Annotated in this window: 20 protein-coding genes; 12 read left to right on the top strand and 8 right to left on the bottom strand. The window is 46.1% G+C overall.

Translation table 11 applies throughout. The features are described from left to right. Nucleotides 1–1,030, bottom strand: a 1,030-nt coding sequence (locus tag ACTXGO_RS03095) for a DNA gyrase subunit A (RefSeq protein WP_443573321.1), incomplete at its 3' end; no start/stop codon positions are given. 564 nt (nt 1,031–1,594) lie between these two features. On the opposite strand from ACTXGO_RS03095, the gene ACTXGO_RS03090 reads away from it, so the two are divergent. From ACTXGO_RS03090 to ACTXGO_RS03070, 5 genes are all read left to right on the top strand, one after another. Further along, the gene (locus ACTXGO_RS03090; RefSeq protein ID WP_443573320.1) at nt 1,595–3,328 is read left to right on the top strand and encodes an AMP-binding protein; all 1,734 of its coding nucleotides are present in this window, start codon (nt 1,595–1,597) and stop codon (nt 3,326–3,328) included. 317 nt (nt 3,329–3,645) lie between these two features. Further along, the gene (locus tag ACTXGO_RS03085; protein ID WP_443573322.1) at nt 3,646–5,343 is read left to right on the top strand and encodes an AMP-binding protein; all 1,698 of its coding nucleotides are present in this window, start codon (nt 3,646–3,648) and stop codon (nt 5,341–5,343) included. A 136-nt stretch (nt 5,344–5,479) separates the two neighbouring features. Continuing rightward, nucleotides 5,480–6,196, top strand: a complete 717-nt coding sequence (gene rph / locus ACTXGO_RS03080; RefSeq protein ID WP_443573319.1) for a ribonuclease PH — start codon at nt 5,480–5,482, stop codon at nt 6,194–6,196. A 99-nt stretch (nt 6,197–6,295) separates the two neighbouring features. Then, nucleotides 6,296–6,787 (top strand): preprotein translocase subunit YajC, encoded by a 492-nt coding sequence (yajC, locus tag ACTXGO_RS03075; protein ID WP_443543195.1) that lies wholly within the window; start codon nt 6,296–6,298, stop codon nt 6,785–6,787. A 196-nt stretch (nt 6,788–6,983) separates the two neighbouring features. Further along, a complete protein-coding gene (locus tag ACTXGO_RS03070) occupies nt 6,984–7,601 on the top strand; it encodes a hypothetical protein (RefSeq protein WP_435949670.1) in 618 nt (205 codons plus the stop codon). Between the two features lie 93 nt (nt 7,602–7,694). On the opposite strand, the gene hemJ is transcribed toward ACTXGO_RS03070, so the two are convergent. The 6 genes from hemJ to serB all read right to left on the bottom strand — a co-directional run bounded on the left by hemJ (nt 7,695) and on the right by serB (nt 13,135). Then, nucleotides 7,695–8,129 (bottom strand): protoporphyrinogen oxidase HemJ, encoded by a 435-nt coding sequence (gene hemJ / locus ACTXGO_RS03065; protein WP_435949668.1) that lies wholly within the window; start codon nt 8,127–8,129, stop codon nt 7,695–7,697. 108 nt (nt 8,130–8,237) lie between these two features. Continuing rightward, complete coding sequence (gene bioB, locus ACTXGO_RS03060; protein WP_443543193.1) at nt 8,238–9,368, bottom strand: biotin synthase BioB; 1,131 nt, start codon at nt 9,366–9,368, stop codon at nt 8,238–8,240. Between the two features lie 129 nt (nt 9,369–9,497). Continuing rightward, the gene (locus ACTXGO_RS03055) at nt 9,498–10,004 is read right to left on the bottom strand and encodes an SCP2 sterol-binding domain-containing protein (RefSeq protein ID WP_317199230.1); all 507 of its coding nucleotides are present in this window, start codon (nt 10,002–10,004) and stop codon (nt 9,498–9,500) included. 161 nt (nt 10,005–10,165) lie between these two features. After that, nucleotides 10,166–10,555 (bottom strand): AciT family ciprofloxacin tolerance protein, encoded by a 390-nt coding sequence (aciT, locus tag ACTXGO_RS03050; protein ID WP_443543190.1) that lies wholly within the window; start codon nt 10,553–10,555, stop codon nt 10,166–10,168. 146 nt (nt 10,556–10,701) lie between these two features. Beyond that, nucleotides 10,702–11,733 carry a DUF368 domain-containing protein gene (locus ACTXGO_RS03045; RefSeq protein ID WP_443543188.1) on the bottom strand — a complete coding sequence of 344 codons (1,032 nt, stop codon included), beginning with the start codon at nt 11,731–11,733 and terminating at the stop codon, nt 10,702–10,704. Nucleotides 11,734–11,905: 172 nt separating this feature from the next. After that, nucleotides 11,906–13,135, bottom strand: a complete 1,230-nt coding sequence (gene serB, locus ACTXGO_RS03040) for a phosphoserine phosphatase SerB (RefSeq protein ID WP_443573318.1) — start codon at nt 13,133–13,135, stop codon at nt 11,906–11,908. A gap of 298 nt (nt 13,136–13,433) precedes the next feature. Here serB and ACTXGO_RS03035 point away from each other — a divergent pair, with 298 nt between their 5' ends. The 6 genes from ACTXGO_RS03035 (at nt 13,434) to ACTXGO_RS03010 (ending at nt 18,229) form a co-directional block, all read left to right on the top strand. Further along, nucleotides 13,434–14,900: a hypothetical protein gene (locus ACTXGO_RS03035; protein WP_443543184.1), complete on the top strand. Its 1,467-nt coding sequence runs from the start codon at nt 13,434–13,436 to the stop codon at nt 14,898–14,900. Nucleotides 14,901–15,064: 164 nt separating this feature from the next. Continuing rightward, the gene (locus tag ACTXGO_RS03030) at nt 15,065–15,295 is read left to right on the top strand and encodes a PA3496 family putative envelope integrity protein (RefSeq protein ID WP_317199225.1); all 231 of its coding nucleotides are present in this window, start codon (nt 15,065–15,067) and stop codon (nt 15,293–15,295) included. Nucleotides 15,296–15,467: 172 nt separating this feature from the next. Continuing rightward, complete coding sequence (locus ACTXGO_RS03025) at nt 15,468–16,022, top strand: UPF0149 family protein (protein ID WP_443543241.1); 555 nt, start codon at nt 15,468–15,470, stop codon at nt 16,020–16,022. Between the two features lie 40 nt (nt 16,023–16,062). Further along, complete coding sequence (locus ACTXGO_RS03020; RefSeq protein ID WP_317199224.1) at nt 16,063–16,500, top strand: YbjQ family protein; 438 nt, start codon at nt 16,063–16,065, stop codon at nt 16,498–16,500. Between the two features lie 58 nt (nt 16,501–16,558). After that, the gene (locus ACTXGO_RS03015; protein ID WP_317199223.1) at nt 16,559–17,044 is read left to right on the top strand and encodes a YbjQ family protein; all 486 of its coding nucleotides are present in this window, start codon (nt 16,559–16,561) and stop codon (nt 17,042–17,044) included. Between the two features lie 291 nt (nt 17,045–17,335). Further along, entirely contained in the window at nt 17,336–18,229 is an 894-nt protein-coding gene (locus tag ACTXGO_RS03010; RefSeq protein ID WP_317199222.1) for a bile acid:sodium symporter family protein, read from the top strand. A gap of 120 nt (nt 18,230–18,349) precedes the next feature. On the opposite strand, the gene ACTXGO_RS03005 is transcribed toward ACTXGO_RS03010, so the two are convergent. Beyond that, entirely contained in the window at nt 18,350–19,363 is a 1,014-nt protein-coding gene (locus ACTXGO_RS03005) for a formate/nitrite transporter family protein (RefSeq protein WP_443543181.1), read from the bottom strand. Between the two features lie 216 nt (nt 19,364–19,579). On the opposite strand from ACTXGO_RS03005, the gene ACTXGO_RS03000 reads away from it, so the two are divergent. Further along, a partial coding sequence (locus tag ACTXGO_RS03000; RefSeq protein ID WP_443573317.1) for a class I tRNA ligase family protein occupies nt 19,580–20,001 on the top strand: 422 nt, incomplete at its 3' end.

The raw sequence follows: 20,001 nt of genomic DNA, 5'->3' as shown, positions 1-20,001 counted from the left end.
TCATATTCATATTGACGCGGTAATTGCTCTCAAGATCGGTGCTGGCAAACAGATGACTCATGACGCGCTGGACGTCAACGCGTGTAGATTTAAGTTCTAAAACAATACGGCAAGCGTTTTCGTGATCGGACTCATCATGGATATCGACGATCCATGGCAGTTTTTTATCGGTCATCAGGCGGGCAATTTGCTCTTGAATCTTGTTGCCTGAGACTTGGTAGGGCAGAGCGTCGATGATAACGAGATTTTTCTCTTTTGGGTCAACATAAAAGGTCGCGCGCATCTTATAGCTACCGCGTCCCGTCTCATAGATCGCTTGCAAGTCTTTTTTGCTAGTAATGATCTCAGCAGGGGTGGGTAGATCAGGCGCAGGTATCGACTGGGTAAGCTGTTTGACCGATAGATCGGGGTTTTTAAGCAGGCGAATAGCCGCGCGTACCACTTCATTGAGATTGTGCGGCGGGATATCGGTCGCCATACCGACGGCGATACCTGTGGTGCCATTTAATAAAATATTGGGCAGGCGCGCGGGCAGAGTGATGGGCTCTTGCATGGTGCCATCGAAATTATCCTGCCAATCGACGGTGCCTTGACCCAGCTCGCTAAGCAAAGTATTGGCGTAGGCGGACATTTTGGCTTCGGTATAACGCATGGCAGCAAAGGATTTGGGATCATCAGGGCTACCCCAGTTGCCTTGTCCGGTGATCAGCGGATAGCGGTAGCTAAACGGCTGCGCCATTAGCACCATCGCCTCATAGCACGCGCTATCACCGTGCGGATGATATTTACCTAAGACGTCACCGACGGTACGCGCGGACTTTTTGGCTTTGGCGGAGGATTTAAGCCCCAGCTCGCTCATGGCATAGACAATACGGCGCTGCACGGGTTTGAGACCGTCAGCGATGTTGGGCAGCGCGCGATCCATAATGACATACATGGCGTAGTTGAGGTAGGCTTGTTCAGTGAATTCGGCGACAGAGCGGCTGTCCATCGGCTCGCTAGATAAGATAGGATCAATAACATCAGACATAGAGTAGGGTTCGCTTTTATTTTAATGAACAAAAAAGATACCCTATCCTAAAGCAAATCAAAGCAATTAAAAAGCGATATAACACAGTATACGACAAGGCATGACGCTTGTTTTTTATAAAAGAATTTGGCTGATTGATGGTGATATAAAGGGCTACTTTGAGCAGTAAATAAGTCATATTATTTAAGCTAGTAATCGACGATACATGCAGATTGCAGATGATTATTTATTGTAAAGCTACTAGGTTTATAACAAACAAATGTATAGCCAAAAAACTTGTGAATGAGTAGGTTTTAGTAATGCAAACATTTGATTTTACTGATAAAATCAATAGAAAGACGCTTTTGCATACTGGCATAACAGTTTTTTGTGTTGAGTAGTTAATACAAAGTGTGTATGTTAAAGAACAATAGGGTAAACAAGTACTATTTATTACCATTTTCCTTACTTATCGCTACAGGTTGCAGTCATTTATTCGCTTGCCTTAACAGGCTATTAGCGTCTTTTTGATGCACTTGTATCAAACAGGGCAGTCATACTACATTTACTAGGAGCAACAAGATTATGGACAATCAAGAAAACGTCAATCGCAACAACGATAAAGTTTGGCTAAAAACCTATGAAAAGCTTGGCATGACTTATGATATCGATATGCCAGCTGATAACACTTCACTTATTGATATCTTTGAGCAAAGTTTTGCTAAATATGGCAGTAAGACCGCTTATGTCTGTATGGGCGCTAGCATTACTTTTAAAGAAGTTGATGAGCAAAGCAAGCAAGTCGCTGTTTATTTGCAGTCGCTTGGCCTGACTAAAGGCGATAAAGTCGCAGTCATGATGCCAAACATTTTGCAACTGCCAGTATCTGTCATTGGTGTCTTGCGTGCAGGTTTGACCCTTGTCAACGTAAACCCTTTATACACTACCAAAGAGCTTGAGCATCAACTTACAGATTCTGATGCCAAAGCACTAATCATGGTCGAAAACTTCGCTAAAACTTATCAAGATATCGGCCGTGATGTGGTTGATAATGTCGTCATCACTGGTATGGGCGACATGATGGGTACGCTCAAAGGCTTTATGGTCAATACTGTCGTACGCCATGTCAAAAAGATGGTACCTAATTATAGCATCGCCAAAAGCATCAGCTTTAAGAACATGCTGAAAAAAAGCCCTGCGCGTAAATACAAGCGTCCTAATGACATTATGCTCAATGATGTTGCTGTCCTACAGTACACAGGTGGTACAACAGGCGTGGCTAAAGGCGCGATGCTCACGCACAAAAACCTCATTGCCAACTTAGTACAGAGCAACACCTTCTTAGGTAGTGCTTTTGATGAGTTCGATGCCAAAGGCGAGCAGGCTGTTATTCTGACCGCCCTGCCGCTATACCATATTTTCTCGTTTACCGTTTGCGGTATGTTTGGGATCTATCGTGGCTGCGTCTGCTTACTAGTGCCAAACCCTCGCGACCTTGATAGCTTAATGAAAGCGTATAAAGGCAATCCACCCGCCTTCTTCCCAGCGGTCAACACCTTGTTCAATGCACTGGCTAACAACGAAGAGTTTAAAGCCATGGATCATAGCAAGTTGCAGATGTCGATGGGCGGCGGTATGGCAGTTGTGAGCGCTACAGCTGAGAAATGGCGCGAAATCACGGGCAACATTATCCTACAAGGTTATGGCTTGTCTGAGACGTCACCCGTGGCTACTGCCAATCCGCTAAGCAGCACAGAGTTTAGTGGCACTATCGGCGTTCCTATGCCAGGTACTGAGATTGCCATCATCGATGAAGAAGGCAACGAAGTCGAGATCGGCGCGCGCGGTGAGATTGGTGTTCGTGGTCCACAGGTGATGAAAGGTTATTGGCAGCGCGAAGATGCGACCAATGAGGTGATGACGCCAGATGGTTATTTTTTAACTGGTGATATCGGTATTATGGACGAAGACGGCTATGTCACTATTGTTGATCGCAAAAAGAACATGATCTTGGTTTCAGGCTTTAACGTCTATCCAAACGAAGTCGAAGAAGTCATGTCTGGTCATCCAAAAATCTTGGAGTGCGGCGTTATCGGTATTGAAGATGAAAAGAGCGGCGAGATACCAAAGATTTTTGTTGTCCGTAACGATGCAAGCTTGACCAAGCAAGAAGTATTGGATTATGCGGTAGAGAATCTCACAGGCTATAAGCGTCCGCGCCATGTTGAGTTTATCGATGAGTTGCCAAAATCAAACGTCGGCAAAATCTTGCATAAAGACTTACGCGTACTCGAAGAGCAAAACACTGCTAAAGGGTAATCGCTACCCTTATCGGAACGGCTATATCTAGCGTATTTGCAAAATAACGCTAAAAAAAGACAGGGTCTCAATGAGAGGCGCTGTCTTTTTTATGCCTTACTATCAAGGACACGCATAGAGAAATTTTGCATAAACTGCTATAGTTCTGGTCATTACTTGCCTGCTATTATTTGAGGCGTATTGCACCGCTGCAGTATTATTAATTAGGAATTATTATGACAAACCATACCGATAATCAAAACGCTGACCAGAAGGCCGCAGATGATAAAACAACAAAAAATACCCAAGCAAAGCCTAAAACCACTGAATTCCCTAATATGCCAACGATACCTAGCGATCGACCTTGGCTGAGCGCTTATGAGCGCTACGGCATTGATGCCACCATCGATATGCCCGAAGATGACACGTCTATGATCGAGGTGTTCGAGCGTAACTTTCGCCGCTACGGACAAAAAACTGCTTATATCTGTATGGGCGCATCGATCACCTTTAAGCAGTTAGATAGGTACAGTCGCCAGATTGCAAGTTACCTGCAATCATTGGGGTTAGTTAAAGGTGATAAAGTCGGCGTCATGATGCCTAATATCTTGCAATACCCTATCGTCGCGCTCGGCATCATCCGTGCTGGTATGGTGCTCGTCAATATCAACCCGCTCTACACCAGTCGTGAGCTGTCGCATCAGTTGCATGACAGCGGCGCTAAAGCCATCTTTATTGTTGAGAACTTTGCAAAAACCTATCAAGAAGCAGAGGACAAAGGTAAGGTCGAACATGTCGTCGTTTGCAAAATCGGCGATATGCTCGGATCTATAAAGGGCAGGGTCGTAAACTTAGTCGCCCGTCATGTCAAAAAGATGATCCCCGCCTATCATTTGCCTAACAGCGTAAGTTTTAAAGACGCGTTGAACGCAGTTTCGGCAAGTCAATACAAGCGTCCTAATCTCAATCTCAGTGATGTGGCACTATTGCAGTATACGGGTGGTACCACAGGCGTGGCTAAAGGCGCGATGCTCTCGCATGGTAATTTGGTCGCCAATATGCTACAGATTAGCGTACTGATTAATAGCGCTTTTGAAGATGATGTGAGCAGCGATGATGTGATTTTGACCGCGTTGCCGCTGTATCATGTGTTCTCGTTTATGGTCTGCGGCATGTACGGCATGTATCAAGGCTATACTGGTTTGCTGATTCCTAATCCGCGCGATCTTGATGGTCTGATAAAAGAGATGGGTAAATACAAGCCTACCTTTATCCCAGCGGTCAATACTTTGTTTAATGGACTGGTCAATAACGAGCGTTTTGCCGAGTTAGATTTCTCTAACCTAAAAGCGTCTATCGGCGGCGGTATGTCAGTGCTGCCGAGCGTCGCAAAAGAGTGGCATGAGATTACAGGACTGCCTATCGTTGAGGGCTATGGTCTATCAGAGACCTCTCCAGTGGTCGCCTTTAACCCGATGACCATCGCTGAATTCACGGGTAAAATCGGCATTCCAGCGTCGAGCACCGATATCGTCCTTATCGATGATGAGGAAAACGAGGTTGACATAGGTGCACGCGGTGAGATCTGCGTTAAAGGTCCGCAGGTGATGATCGGCTATCAAAACCGTCCTGATGAAACGGCCCAGACGTTCACTGCTAGTGGTTATCTTAAGACAGGTGATATCGGTATCATGGATGAAAAAGGCTTTATCAAGATTGTTGATCGCAAAAAAGACATGATTATCGTTTCAGGCTTCAACGTCTATCCCAACGAGATAGAAGAGGTCATGACTGAGCATCCAGCGGTCAATGAGTGCGGCGCTATTGGTGTGCCAAGCGATGAGCGCGGCGAGGATCCTAAGCTATTTGTCGTCAAGAAGGGCGATGTCACAGAAGAAGAACTACTCGATTATGGCAAAAAGCATCTAACCGGCTACAAGCGTCCACGTCATATTCAGTTCGTTGATGAGCTGCCTAAGTCAAATGTCGGCAAAATATTGCGCAAAGAGCTGCGCAAAATGGAAGGTTTGGAGTAATCATCCATACTTAATTCAAGCGGTAGTGCAGCGATAAGGGTCAATCTTGCTATTACGCCACTGCCGCGTTAGGATATCTCACTTATTCAATCACTTATAACACTGCACTTGTTATGACGTCACACTAGGAATATTTATGCGCAATGATAACCGCGAGCTGAACCAACTTCGAGACATTAGCTTTGAGCGTCACTATACCAAACATGCTGAAGGCTCCGTGCTCGTAAGCTTCGGTGACACCAAAGTTTTGTGTACGGCGAGCGTCGAGTCAGGCGTACCGCGCTGGCTCAAAGGCAAAGGTAAGGGCTGGATCACCGCGGAATACGGTATGCTACCGCGCGCAACCAATACCCGCAATCAGCGTGAAGCGGCTCGCGGTAAGCAATCAGGACGCACTCAAGAGATTCAGCGCTTAATCGGTCGTAGCTTACGGGCGATGATAGATCTAAGCAAATTGGGCGAAAATACCATTTATCTCGATTGTGATGTGTTGCAAGCAGACGGCGGGACTCGTACCGCAAGTGTCACGGGTGCTGCGGTTGCCTTAATCGACGCGCTTGAGAGCCTGCAGCGAGCCAAAAAGCTTAAAGCTGATCCTCTAATTGGTCTGGTGGCAGCAGTCTCTGTTGGTATGAAAGACGGTCAAGCCTATCTTGATCTTAACTACGAAGAGGATTCTCATTGTGATACTGATCTCAACGTGGTGATGACGCAAAAAGGCGAGTTCATTGAATTACAAGGTACGGCCGAGGACAAGCCATTTACTCGCGCGCAAGCAGATGACATGTTAATACTGGCTGAAAAAGGCATTAGCGAGCTGGTAGCTATGCAAAAGACAGCGCTTGGCTGGTAAATAATTTTGGCGAGTAAGTAGCATTTGGCTGGTAAATAGTACGGGCAGCCAGATTAAGGTTTGGCTGCTACTTTTATGATAAGACGATAGGTTCTTTATATGCTCAAGCTGACCGATGACGGCGCAAAAATCACTCTGCAAGGCGCGCCTGCTACTGCCGATAATGGGCTGTTTTGGTTCGGCTCAGCGCTACTTATCGGTGCAATCGCAGTCGCTTTGGCGATGAGCCTATTGCCAGAGCGCCTGTCTATTGGGGCATTGGCTTTGCTGGTGGTTGGTAGCTTTATCTTTAATCGCCAGCGCCAACAGCGCAAGGCGGCACAAAGCGGCATTATCAGTACAGGTACGCTATGGGTGCAGGCAGGCAAGCTTATACATGATAATCAAGGGCGGCGCGCGACCATTGCGCTTGGCATTAGCGATAAGGTGACGCTCTTTGGTGAGCAGCTACAAATATTGGACGGCGAGGGCACGCGCAAATATCATATTAGTGGTTTTGATAATGTGCAAGAGGCCAAAGCCGCCCAAGCAATACTACAAGGTCAAGCGATCACTAAGCGCAACGCTAATATCAAAATGAGTGAGCAATAGGCTTTGCGCTCTTTAACGCCGAATACTTTTTTTATTCTCTTCAATCTATTATCTTAAAACAAATCATTAGGCTCTACTCCTACCTCTTATCTGCTTTTTTACGCCTTTTATCGTCTTAAGCTTAGTAATAAGGCTTGCGATAGGCGCTATAAATGGTTTATAAGTGAAGTTAAATTATATCGACAGGGAGTGAGTCATGCCGCGTTTATCCATTTGCTTATGTAGCGCTTTATTATTGCCATTTATCACCTTACCTGCTCATGCTGATAGTATGAGTCAGCTTATTGCGCAAAAGTCGCTCTCGGTCAATACCAGTTATCAGTATCCTAGTATACAGCGCCAAGCTCCTGCGGTATTGCCCGCATTTTTGTCAGGACAGTATGACAACGTTGATAGCGAGTATTTGCCACTGCTTAGCCTTGCAGAGAGGCAAAGCAGCCCTGCTGCGCGGGAAGTGATTAGCACGGCGCGTACGATGGCGCTCAATGAGCGTACTATCGTCCAAGGCGGCTGCTGGGATTATTTAGATGCGGTGTTCAAGCGTGCTGGCGTCACGCGCGATACCGTGCATAAAGGCAAATATGGACAAGGCCCATACGCCGCGAGTCACGAGATAAAAGCAGGGGACTGGCTCTATTATATCAATCACGGCTACAACGGCGTCGAGCACAGCGGACTGTTTGTTGGCTGGACTGATAAGGCGGCAAAAGAGGCACTCATACTTAGTTACGCCGGCGAGAATCGCCGCGAGCCTGCCCGCTACCGAGTCTATGATTTGAGTAATGTCTACCAGATCATGCGCCCAACGATTTAGAAGTTAGATGTTTTTAAGCACAAAAAAGCGTCCGTATTTATTTTTTATTTAAATGAGTACGAACGCTTTTTGGTTGTCAGATTTAATATAAATTCAAAAGGGCTTTACGACGACTAAAATGACGATAATAACTAAGCCTATGACGGGCACTTCGTTAAACCAGCGCCAAAATTTATGAGTCTTATACTGCGGATTATCAACCAGTTTTTTGCGATAATAGCCGCACGCACCGTGGTAAATTGACAACAAAACCACTAAGACTATTTTGACGTGCAACCAACCTTGGGTTTTGTACACCTCCCAACCATGCACCACCATCCAAATGCCAAATATCCACGTCGCTATCATCGATGGCGTCATGATGCCGCGATATAGTTTGCGCTCCATAATCACAAAGCGGTCCTGACTGATCTTGTCCTCACTCATCGCATGATAAACGAACAAGCGCGGTAAATAAAAAATCGCTGCAAACCAGCACACCACTGAAATGATATGCGCCGCTTTGATCCAGTTAAAGTAATCTGCCATAGTGTCTGCTCGTCGCCTTTTTAGCAAAAAAGTTGTGAATTAGCGCAATAGCTTAACCTAAAGCGCCAACGGATACTGTTGTGAATTGATTGATGTCAACTTAGCAGCTTAGACAAGCGATTCGGCAAGTACGTGCGATTGATGCCCACTCATAACGTCGAGCACAGGGACATGCTTAAGTGCTCTTGGCGTGGCAAGCTGTGCGGTCAAACCCAGCTCTTGCATTAGTCTATTGTCGCTTGCTTGACTGGCATTACCAGTCGTAAGGAGCTTGTCACCATAAAAGAAGGAGTTGGCACCTGCCATAAAGGCGAGCGCCTGCTCACCATCAGATAAGCTCTCGCGTCCTGCAGACAGGCGCACATAACTGGTCGGGCAGCATATACGAGTTACCGCAATCGTGCGTATCCATTCGATCACAGACAGCTCACCCTCAGCGATTACTTTATCTCCAATAGGTGTGCCCTTAATCGGTACGAGTAAGTTGACGGGTATAGACTCAGGGGCTTTTGGCATTTTGATCAGCTCATACAGCCAGTCCACTCGATCCTCACGGCTCTCGCCCATACCGACGATATTGCCACTACAGACATTGATGCCAGAGTTGCGCACATGAGCGATGGTATCTAAGCGCTCATCATAGCTGCGCGTACTGACCACTTGCTCATAGTAGCGTCTGGAGGTATCCAAATTATGATTGTAGTAATCAAGTCCCGCTGCGGCTAATTGCTCGGCTTGATCGGCGTCGAGCATACCAAGCGTCATGCAAGTCTCAAGCCCCAAGGCTTTGACCTCTTTGACCAGCTCAGCCACATAGGGCATGTCTTTTGCGCTCGGATGCTTCCAGGCCGCGCCCATACAGAACCGCGATGAGCCTGTGGCTTTGGCGCGTTTGGCCGCGGCAATTACCTTTTGGATATCCAAGCGCTTTTCTGCTTGCAGCTCAGTCTTGTCACGGTGATGACCGGACTGTGAGCAATAGCCACAGTCTTCAGGGCAATTGCCTGTTTTGATAGAGAGCAAGGTGCTGATTTGGACTTCATTGGCTGTAAAATGCTGACGGTGAACAGTCTGTGCTTGCAATAATAAATCTGTAAGCGGTAGATCAAATAGCTCAGCGATCTGCTCGCGGCTGGGTTTAATGTGTGCTGCGTTGTTTAAGCTATTGGTTGCTGCATCACTGTTTGGGGTACTGTTTTGTCTGATGCTAGGTTCTGAAATACTAAGCAATCCTGCCATGAGTGAAGTCCTTTTATTTTAATAAACGATAAGCCTGTTTTTTTGCCATAAAAAAAGGTTGCGATACCCGTAGTATACCGCAACCTTTTAAGAACACCAGAGCGCTAATCAATCACGCCAACTTTACCCTTATTTACCGATCTTGTGCTTAGCAACGCCGACCCAATGTCCAGCGAACTGCTGAGCTTTATAAGCATATGGTTTAGCTTTTTGGATGTAGGGCTTAAGCTCTTCTGGAATAGTCGGTACGATGTGTTTGGCAAGCTTATTAAACCACATCATCAAGCTATAATCGCCTTCGATACTCAAATTGCCTTCTTGAACAGCGGTCATAAAGGCAGGCAAGCTACCTTTGGTCAACAGCTTGACGCCTGTCATTGAATCTTTAAAGTTGATCGTCAAGTCCGCTTTTTCGGCATGGCCACTACGCTGACTAAACTGTCCATTATCAAAAGTAAAGTAACGAGCAACGTCTGCCTCTTCACTTGCAATCTCGATAGTCACTTGACGATCAGCCAATAGAGCCGCGACTTCTTCGTTGTCGCTATCAGCAAGCATGGACAAGCGGTAGCCAACAACAGCCAATAGCACATCTAATGGGTCAGATTTGATATCTAAAACAGGTATAGTAAACATAGATAAGCTCCTAATATATGTCAAAAGGTGGATGAGCGATAAAATGAAGCGTAGTTTACTATACTTATGTCACCCAAGTATCAACGATTAGTGTCTATTACGTCATTAGGTAAAATTAGATTGAAACAAAGATTGGGTCTGAGAAGTATAACTCGCTTGCACTACTGAAAGCGCGGGGTGTAATCATCATCGTATACAGGACTATGCTCAACATAACGGGCGGCTTTAAGCTCACGCTGCTCTTGTAAGGCTGTGCTGACATCCTCGTAGCGAATAGCTCTGTATAGCACCCACAGCCCCAGCGGCACCCAACTAATACCCATCGCCAGCACGTAGCTGTGCCACTCAGTGAGTACAAACCAGCTCGACACCAAACCACTTATCGCCTCAACCGTTAGCCAATATCCCATACCGCCGAGCAAGTACCAAAGTAGCCAGCGCTGTGAGGACAATGCTAATACCACAACCAATCCTGCCAGCAGACTCAGACCGAGTATCGTAGTGCTATTTATACTTAGTGCGTCAAAAGAAAATATAGTCAACAACATCATTCATCTCGCTTACAAAGGTGAATTTCAATAACACCATTATGAAAGCAAAACGGATAAAGAAGAAGAGTCATAAGGCGACTTTGCGACAACCGTTGACGTCTGATTTGAGCGCGCTAAATCACAACTATAGCAAAGCCAATCTTTGCTTAAGCTCGCCCGTTTTGACGTCCCCACCACGACAATAAAGATACCAATACCGCGCCTAATAGCATCAAGCTTATCGTCATAAACCACTGCGCGCCAGCAGGGTATTGCCACGGCATAACGTTATGTACCGCATCGTTATGCAAAGCATTCGTTATCGATATTTTCCACGGCCAGACTTTGACTAAAGAGCCTGCGATAAACCCTGTTAAAAGCGCTAAAGTCGCCTGATAGTAACGCGACAATAGCCACTTAAGCACGCGCGTAAACAGTAATAGACCCGTTGCCATACCAGCGACTACTGTCAATATAACTGTTATATTCATGGTGCTGACGGCCTCTAACACCGCATCGTAAGCACCAAGCAAGAGCAGAATAAACGAGCCTGAAATACCAGGCAATATCATCGCACAAATTGCGATAGCACCTGCAAAAAATAGATAGGGCAGACTAGGTGCTGAACTCAGCAGGGGCAAACTACTAACGCCAACGGCGACTACCAGACCGATAATAAATAAGCTTGCTCGGCCTATATTCCAGCGCTTGATTTCGGTCAGTAAAATAACGACCGTCGCTGCTACTAAACCAAAGAAAAACGACCAGATCAATAAGGGCTGATTGTCCAGCAAATGCTTAATCATACCTGCCAAAGCAATAAAGCTAGTCACAATACCTAAGAGCAGACACACCAGAAAAGTTGCATCAACCTGACGCCAAACGTCACCGACACCTTTGATACCGCCGCGCTGACGGAACACGCCCCACAAACTTGGACCAATACGGCTAATGGCATTGATAAGACGCTCGTAGATGCCTGATATCAGCGCTATCGTACCGCCAGAGACGCCCGGTACAATGTCGGCTGCGCCCATAGCAATGCCTTTGACATATACGCCAAGCAACTGCTTTGGGCTGTCATCATAGGTAGGATGAGTATCTAAAGCAGGGTTTAGGTTAGCGTTTAAGTGCGCGTCTGAGGTGGTATCAGTTGTGGCAGGCGGTGTGTCTGGCTGCGGTGAGGGTGATGCCGTCATGGACATTCCTTTAGGGTGGTAAGTGATCAAAGTAGGGATGAGCATTGAAAAGAGTGAGAAGTATAAACGATATCAAGTATAAACAATAAGCCAGATGAACGGTTATATCGTCCATCTGACTTATCTTTAAAAACTTGTCGCTACGCTGAACTATCGTTAAATTCGATATGGATTATGCAGGAATAAAAGCAGGGTAGCCAAGCGCGTATAGAACGCCTTCAAGTCCTGTAACATTGATTGCCGCATCAGCGCGCGCTTGTACAATAGGTTTGGCGCGGTAAGCGACGCCCAAATCGGCATCTGCCATCATCGGTAGATCGTTTGCACCATCACCGACGCAGACCACTTGCGACATAGCAAGCCCCAAGCGCTCTGCGGTATGAGCGACGATAGCTGCCTTTTTATTACCATTCACGATAGGCATCTGAACATGGCCTGTAACCTCGCCATCTTCGATATCTAAGTGATTGGCGTGTACTTCATCAATGCCTAACTGCTCGGCGATATAATGCGCAAAATACGTAAAGCCGCCTGAGACCAATACCGTATGATAGCCCAGAGCTTTGAGGGCGCTGATTGTCGCGCGCGCCCCTGTCGATAAAGTAAGACGCGTACAGATATCATCCAAGACATCTGTTGACAGCCCTTGCAACAACGCCACACGCTGCACGAATGACTCATCAAAATCTATCTCGCCGCGCATAGCCGCTTCAGTAATGGTCTCGACTTGATCGCCAACGCCTGCCGCTTTTGCCAGCTCAACGATAACTTCTTGCTCAATCAAGGTTGAGTCCATATCAAAGCAGGCTAGCTTGTGCGTGCGCAGCATATGACCGACCGAGAGAATATGACAGTCAACCAGCTCTGCGCTACTGGTTTGAGTACTGCTCTCTTGCGTGCTATCGTTTTGAGCTAAACTATTTTGAGTCAAACTATTTTGAGCCAAACTATTTTGAGCTAAGTCATGACGCAGTCGAGTGGTTAATTGATCATCAATAATGTGCGCGGCGGCACTGGTCTTGGCAGGATGCATCAAAGTATCTGTGACGGGCACCAATAAATAGCGATACACTTGCACGGAGACAAAAGGCGGGCGAGCAGTCGCTTGCGTGGTATCGATATCATCGATAGCGACCTCTACAAAATGCGCTTGGGTATCCTCAGCGACAGTCACTAAGTGCCAATTAGGCTGCTCATCCACCCACGATTGCACATAGTGATGAATATCGAGCGTGGGTATGTGAGAGGGCAAAACGACGATAAGCGCAAAAACAGGAAGCGATTGCAAAGTGTCAAAATCTTGCAAGTGCGTATCTTTGGGTAAAAGTGAGGCGATAGAGTCGACGGCCTGCTGCCATGCTTTGCTGTCTTTTGGTAACGAGTAAGGTGTGTTTTTTGGCATGGCTCAATTGTCCCTTGTATGCTGATATGAGACTAGGAATAATAACAGTTTTACAGCGTAGCGCCTATAGATACGCTAAAAAGTAAAAATGATGTAAAAATTGTTTTACAGTGGATTTATCGCACGCCATAACGACGACGATAGTGATATAGTAGCCATAGTTTATGACAGCGGCTCTTTAAAGAGTGATACTCTTTAAGCCATAGCTCTTTAGAGCTTAATAACCAGCAAACGCCTCTTTGAAAACGAGTACTTACGTCGTTTTTTAATTTTAATTATTCAAAAAGTTTATCCTATCATGATGTATTTAGCGCCGCGGCAAGGGTTGTTTGCCATTATTATTCTGGTTAGTTTTTGTCTGCAAACTTTGCTACTAGTCATTAGTACTGATCAGCAGTTGTCCAAAAGCCGTGCGCAAAAGGGCGAGCAAATGGTCGCCCAGCTCATTGACGAGGCTAGGCTGGCTTTAGAGAACAAAGACCGCGTCAGCTTAAGTGTGATTGCCAATCGCTACACCAGCGAGCAAGACGTCGCTCGCATCGTGATTAAGGACAGCAACGATGAGCTACTCGTACCTGTCGGCAACGCGCCTATGCAACAAGGCGATACCATTCGCAAAATGGCGACCAAAGGCGATGCAGTAATTGGTAGTGTGGCCTTAACTCTAAAAGATATTAGTAAGGGCGAGATCATCGCTATGCAGTGGCCGTTTGTGATCGGCTCATTACTGCTGCATCTGTTTTTGTGGTTGCTCTATGGTTATGTCGCTCGCCCAACTAAAGAACAAATCAATACCCTAAGTCATGAGATTCAAGACCTGCACCGTGATCGCTATAGACAAGAGGGGCAAAACCTTTATAATCGCCGTGCTGTGTCCGGTAGTGTTGATGATACTGAAGCTGTAGAGCAAAAATCAGCGGATAGCAGCCTTGTTAGCACCAATACCAAAGATGCTAAAATCAAAAACGATACCAAAAAAGGGGTTAGTGCTGCCAGCATCCACGATGAGCTCAATGCCTACCTTAAGTCGCAACAAAACCCTGATGCAAATCGCGAACAAGCTGTAGATGTGCCAAATACTGCTGGCAGTGACTCCAATGTCGATCAGGGTTCTAATACCTCAACTCACGCAGCATCTGAGCCTAATAAAACATCGAAGCTGTCCTCTGCTCGCACTTTCGATCATGTCAGCGTACAGATTATGCTCCATGACGAATTCAATATGCTTGAGCGCTTGGCGCCTGAGATGCGCGCGCCTTATTTAGCGCTTTGTACTCAGCTGCTTAATCAAGCTATGAACGAGCTGCTCAGATTACCGCTACTGCTCGGCGTGAGCGCTATCAATGAGCCACATTTTGATGATAAGGGCGCAGCTATCGCTCTGCTAAAGGCAGATAATAGCCATGCTAAAGTGGCGCTAGCGGGCGTGATGCTCGCCAAGCTATACCTGATGCTCAACAAGATCATTCATGACAAGCATATTGAGCTGGCGCGTTTTGCTTTGCCGGCAAAAGCAGGCGTCAGTGACAAGGTGCAGCTACAGGCCATGACACAGCTGCTTGAGAGCATCGGCAGTAAAGAGCAGATGCTTATTTTGTTGCCAAACGCCGGTCTCAAACAGATTGCAACCCATGTAAAAGTTAAGAGCGTGCAGCGTCCAACGACAGTCTATGAGCGTGAGTGCACCATCTTTGATGGTGGCAATGACGCCCTGATTCAGCGCCTCGCTGATGTGCGCAATGCCGTGTTGATGATAGATGAGTAATAGTTATGGTTAAAATAGTATTGACTACTTAAAGCGCGCAGGCGGCAAAAAGGATTGACAAGATTACCCTGAAACCTTATAAGGCATATAGATACTGATGTGTTTAGCAGTGACTAACATCAGTAACCCTTTTAACCTCCACCCCATAATGATAGGAGTTTGTCATGAGTGACGCTGATATTGACGACGATTTTGATGATGATTTTGTCGACGATGATGATGCAAAGATGGTAGAAGAGGCGGAGACCAGCGTCCGTACTCGTTTGAGCAGTTTAGAGAAACGTCGTTTAATCGACAACTTACTAGAAGAAAAGCGCCTAGCCAAAGAGCTAAAAGATGAGATGGACGATCTCGATGACTTTGATGACGATGATGACGATTGGGACGACGAGTAACTAACAGTATAGCAATGAGCCAGAGGCTACACATAGTCATACAATTTGTCTAATTGGCTAAAAACTTAACTGTGTTAAGCTCAATGTTACTGCGCTAAGTGACTAAAGTTACTGAAAGGCTTAGCGCCGCAGCCATTTTTGCGCCATAAGCGCTACCGATAAAGGATGATCTATTATGGACCCATTAAGTTTTGATCAACTGCTAGATTATTTGGACACGCAAGAGAGCCAGTTTGTGCTCGATAGCATCGCCACTCATGGGTTTTTGACAGCGACAATCGTAGGCCCTGAGCTTCCCAATTGGATTGAGGCGCTATTTGAAGGTCATATTAGTGAGATTCCAGCCAATGTCGTCGATGGCATCAAACGCTGGCGCGCAGCCATCTTAGCTGAGCTCAAAAACGAGACGCCAATAGAGCTGCCCTTTAATGAAGACGCAGGTAGTGAGCAAGCAATCGATTTCTCTGAGGAGTCAGATATTGTCGCTTGGTCTATAGGATTCGTCGATGCGATGTATGGCGATGATGCGAGCGATTGGTTTGCGGACGAAGAGACCAGCGATGATGTGGCGGTGCTCACTCTACCTATGATCGTACTAAGCGGTATTGATGACGAAGATCCTGAACTGGCGCAGATGCGTGTTAACGAGGACAATATGGTACAGATGGTCAACGGTATTGAGAGCAATTTGACCGAGCTGTTTTTATTGTTTCATACCAATGATTAGATTTACTTACATTTGATACAGTCACTAAAAAGGCAATACCATGGCGGTACAACTCTCCAATCTTGAGCATTTACCGAACTACCAAATCACTGAGCGCTTGGATGTGGTGTATGGCAGTACGGTGCGCTCAAAACACGTCGGCAAAGATCTGTTTGCTGGCCTCAAAAATATCGTCGGCGGTGAGCTGACCGCCTATACCGAGTTATTAGAGGAGTCGCGTCAAGAAGCGATCGATCGCATGATCATAAAAGCTGAAGCGCTTGGCGCGGATGCGGTTGTAGGTCTGCGTTTTTCGACTTCTAGTATCGCTCAAGGTGCCTCCGAGCTGTTTGTTTATGGCACAGCGGTCAAGGCGATACCTATGCAGCAGCGAGTAGATGAGTCGGCTCATCAGCAACATAGTCAGATTGGGCAAACCCCAAATCCTACGCAAACCCCAACTGATGACTTGCCGCGTTTTAATCCTTTTGGCGAATGAATAGGCTTAACGCTTTGGCGCTAAGACGACGTTAAAGCGTTGAGATAAGAGATAGTCCATGAACAACTCTATGAGCCAAATCCTAATCAACTACGCGCCGCTACTTATCTTATTTGTAGTAGGGTGGTTTTTTGGCATGCGTCATGAACGTCAGCATTTGGCGCGCTTGAAGGTGTCAGAGAACGATCTGCGTCATATTGTAGTCTCAAGCGAGCGTTTTTACCGTCCTAGCTTGTCGACAGGGACACAAGGCGAGCTGGTACTTGGTAGCGTGGTTATTGCACAAGACTACTTTAAGATGGTTATCGCCAAAATCTTAAGCCTATTTGGCAAAAACCTGACCACTTATGAAACCTTGCTCGATCGCGCCCGCCGTGAAGCACTAGTGCGAATGCGTACTGAGGCTCAAAGCAAAGGCTACAATCACGTTTACGGGCTACGCTTAGAGGTCACTAATATCAATCAGCTTGGCAGTATGGTCGAGGCTATCGCATATGGTACAGCAGTCATTAGTACTGACACTACTACTCAACCTTATAGCTAGAGCACGTTGAACAGCTAGAGCATGCCAAATAGTTATACCCTAGCACTTTGCCTACTCTCTTAATACTTACCCTCTTATTTACTTCTCAAGCCACAGATCTCATTACAAAAGCCTATAACTGACTGAGTAGTAACGCAATCAACGCCATAACTCGCCTATGACGACGCTATACTGGCTTACGTTTGCCAGTCGCTATCGCCTTTATTTTTATTGATGAAAGTGCAAAAGATAGCGCCTCAGGCGGCTCTCATAAACTGACCGATAATTGGTCTTATCTACATGGATGTAGTTATGGAAAGTGTTCAATTAGTTACCTTAGTCAATTCTGTTGTTATTCCTATCTGTCTGTTTTTGATCATGATGGGTATGGGCATGACCCTTATCACCAACGACTTTAAACGAGTATTAAAGTATCCAAAGGCGGTCAGCATTGGTCTGACCAATCAGCTTATTTTACTGCCGATTATCGGTTTTGCCTTAGCCAATATCATGCCATTACGACCGGAATATGCAGTCGGTGTTATGCTGCTCGTGCTCTGTCCTGGTGGCACGACCTCCAACTTATTTACCTTTTTAGCCAAAGGCGATGTGGCGCTATCAGTCACGATGACCGCGATTGCTAGCGTCGTTACTGTATTTACCATTCCTATCGTATTAAGCTTTTCGCTCATTCACTTTATGGGCGCAGGTTCCGAGTTTCAGCTGCCGATTGTCAAGACTATGGTGTCGTTGTTTGTCATTACTATTTTGCCTATTAGCATCGGTATGTTGATTAAGCGTTTTGCGCCAAGGGTTGCCGATAGCTCACAAGTTCTGGTCTCGCGTTTTGGCGTGATATTTTTGACCTTTTTGGTGGTGTTTTTGAGTTACGTGCAGCGAGATATCATCGTTGATGCTCTTATTGATACAGGGCCTGTATCGTTGATTCTAAATGTGGTGACGATGGCGATTGGTTACTATAGTAGTAAGTGGTTTGGTTTGAGCTTGACGCAAAGAACCTCTATCACGATGGAGGTTGGTTTGCAAAACAGTACCTTATCGATCTTTATGGCACTTACCTTATTATCGAACTACGATATGTCGATGACACCTGCGATTTATACGCTCATTATGTTCTTGACCGCAGGTATTATGGTCAGAGTATTTAGCGCTAAGTTCAGAAGAGAGCAAGCAGTCGCAGTTTAAAATAAACGACTGTTTTGAGCACTTAAAAAGCCCTATATCGTAGCGAAATACGCTATGACATAGGGCTTTTTTGATTATATATGCAATAAAAATAAGCCTGTTTTTGAATGATGACTCGCTTTAGCGTCTACGGCCATTAATACGAGCAATCTTATCGACTTTAGCTTCTTTGTCCTGCTCTTTGGCTTTGGCAATATCAAACAAAAAGGTGCGGTTTTTGAGGACAGCGACGAACACCACGCCGCCGACCGTATTGCCAGCCAGTACAATGGCTAAAAACACAAGATAGCGCCCAAGACTAACCGTATTGCCATAGAGTAGGGCGGAGAATATCTCAATATTACCGACGATACTGTGATGCAAACCCAAAAACCCAATACTTCCAGTAATCAAAGTGACGAGTAAAATACGGCTAATGGTATCGCGCGATGAGGTAACTAGCCAAGCGGCAATGCCCATCATCCAGCCAGCCAGTACGGCACTGCCAAAAATAACCCACCAGCGAAATCCCAAAATATGCTCGGCGTAAGCATCGATATCGCTTGCGCTAAATAGATGCATGTTGAGTCCTAAGCCAATCATCAGGGCGGCAAACAGACAACCGCCGACCACGTTGCCCGCGATAACAATGCCCCACAGCCGCAGTAATTTATTCACCGGTTCAATCTTATTGATAACAGGTAAACTCAGTAGTGATGTCTGCTCGGTAAACAGTAAAGATTGCCCGATAACCACGATGATAAAGCCTATCGGATACAGCAAGGAAGAGAGCACCATAGCAAAATTATTAGGCATGACCTGAGTGAGCAAGGCAAAGGCGGAGAGAATGACAAAAAAGCTAATGCCAATCTCCAGCCCTGCGGTAAAGGCACTGGTAAATAAAGAACCCAAAGAGCGATCAAAGGTCTCCTTGGCATCGATAACCTGCTCAACTAAGATACTCGCGTAACTCTTGGCTTGACTTAGATTGTCATCGCTGGCAACGCGTTTTATCGTCTCTTTGTCGGCATCGCTGATCTGCTCAGGAAAATCCTCGTCCTTGATGGTGCCATCGAGGTCTGTCGCGCCATCTGCCAAATGCTCTGATGAGGTGAGTGGATCGTTGCTCTTAGTCTGTTTGCTCTCTTGGGTCACAATACGCTCGCTTGATAACTGACTCTATAATAGACTGCTAGTGTAGAGAGTTACGCTTATAGACTATGTTAAATATTAGGGGCATTGCTGTTGTTGATTGTTAAGTCATACTCAATCGGCGCTAAATCATCTTAGCACCTAACAAAATCCTGTCATCTGCGTTAAAATCACTCTACCACTTATTATGTCTACTTTTAATTAATAAAAGATAAAACTATGAGCAATCCCAATACTAACAACTCCAATCTCACCCAATCGATTCAAGCCGCCCTTAATCAATTAGAAAACGCCTACAATCCAAGCGATGTCGAAGCGGGCATGTATCAAGACTGGGAGGATAGCGGCTACTTTAAACCTACTTTTGATCGTGATGAGTCGTTCTCTATCGCTTTGCCGCCGCCCAATGTCACAGGTTCCCTGCATATGGGTCACGGCTTTAATAATGCGATTATGGACGCGCTCACTCGTTATCACCGTATGGATGGCGATAATACGCTGTGGCAACCGGGCACCGATCATGCGGGTATTGCTACCCAGATGGTCGTTGAGCGTCGTCTGGAAGCTCAAGGTATCAAACGCCGCGACATGACCCGCGAAGACTTCATCGATAAAGTCTGGGAATGGAAAGAAGAGTCGGG

The sequence above is a fragment of the Psychrobacter sp. T6-1 genome, from assembly GCF_052258445.1.
Note: the sequence above shows the minus strand (reverse complement) of the source record. Positions and strands in the feature narration are given on the sequence as shown.

Bases quoted from the DNA above. Each gene is read 5' to 3' on its own strand.
- ACTXGO_RS03030 (WP_317199225.1), top strand. From the start codon at position 15,065: ATGAGTGACGCTGATATTGACGACGATTTTGATGATGATTTTGTCGAC.
- hemJ (WP_435949668.1), bottom strand. From the start codon at position 8,129: ATGGCAGATTACTTTAACTGGATCAAAGCGGCGCATATCATTTCAGTG.
- ACTXGO_RS03010 (WP_317199222.1), top strand. From the start codon at position 17,336: ATGGAAAGTGTTCAATTAGTTACCTTAGTCAATTCTGTTGTTATTCCT.
- ACTXGO_RS03085 (WP_443573322.1), top strand. From the start codon at position 3,646: ATGCCAACGATACCTAGCGATCGACCTTGGCTGAGCGCTTATGAGCGC.
- bioB (WP_443543193.1), bottom strand. From the start codon at position 9,368: ATGGCAGGATTGCTTAGTATTTCAGAACCTAGCATCAGACAAAACAGT.
- ACTXGO_RS03015 (WP_317199223.1), top strand. From the start codon at position 16,559: ATGAACAACTCTATGAGCCAAATCCTAATCAACTACGCGCCGCTACTT.
- yajC (WP_443543195.1), top strand. From the start codon at position 6,296: ATGCTCAAGCTGACCGATGACGGCGCAAAAATCACTCTGCAAGGCGCG.
- serB (WP_443573318.1), bottom strand. From the start codon at position 13,135: ATGCCAAAAAACACACCTTACTCGTTACCAAAAGACAGCAAAGCATGG.
- ACTXGO_RS03055 (WP_317199230.1), bottom strand. From the start codon at position 10,004: ATGTTTACTATACCTGTTTTAGATATCAAATCTGACCCATTAGATGTG.
- ACTXGO_RS03070 (WP_435949670.1), top strand. From the start codon at position 6,984: ATGCCGCGTTTATCCATTTGCTTATGTAGCGCTTTATTATTGCCATTT.
- ACTXGO_RS03045 (WP_443543188.1), bottom strand. From the start codon at position 11,733: ATGACGGCATCACCCTCACCGCAGCCAGACACACCGCCTGCCACAACT.
- ACTXGO_RS03090 (WP_443573320.1), top strand. From the start codon at position 1,595: ATGGACAATCAAGAAAACGTCAATCGCAACAACGATAAAGTTTGGCTA.
- aciT (WP_443543190.1), bottom strand. From the start codon at position 10,555: ATGATGTTGTTGACTATATTTTCTTTTGACGCACTAAGTATAAATAGC.
- rph (WP_443573319.1), top strand. From the start codon at position 5,480: ATGCGCAATGATAACCGCGAGCTGAACCAACTTCGAGACATTAGCTTT.
- ACTXGO_RS03035 (WP_443543184.1), top strand. From the start codon at position 13,434: ATGATGTATTTAGCGCCGCGGCAAGGGTTGTTTGCCATTATTATTCTG.
- ACTXGO_RS03020 (WP_317199224.1), top strand. From the start codon at position 16,063: ATGGCGGTACAACTCTCCAATCTTGAGCATTTACCGAACTACCAAATC.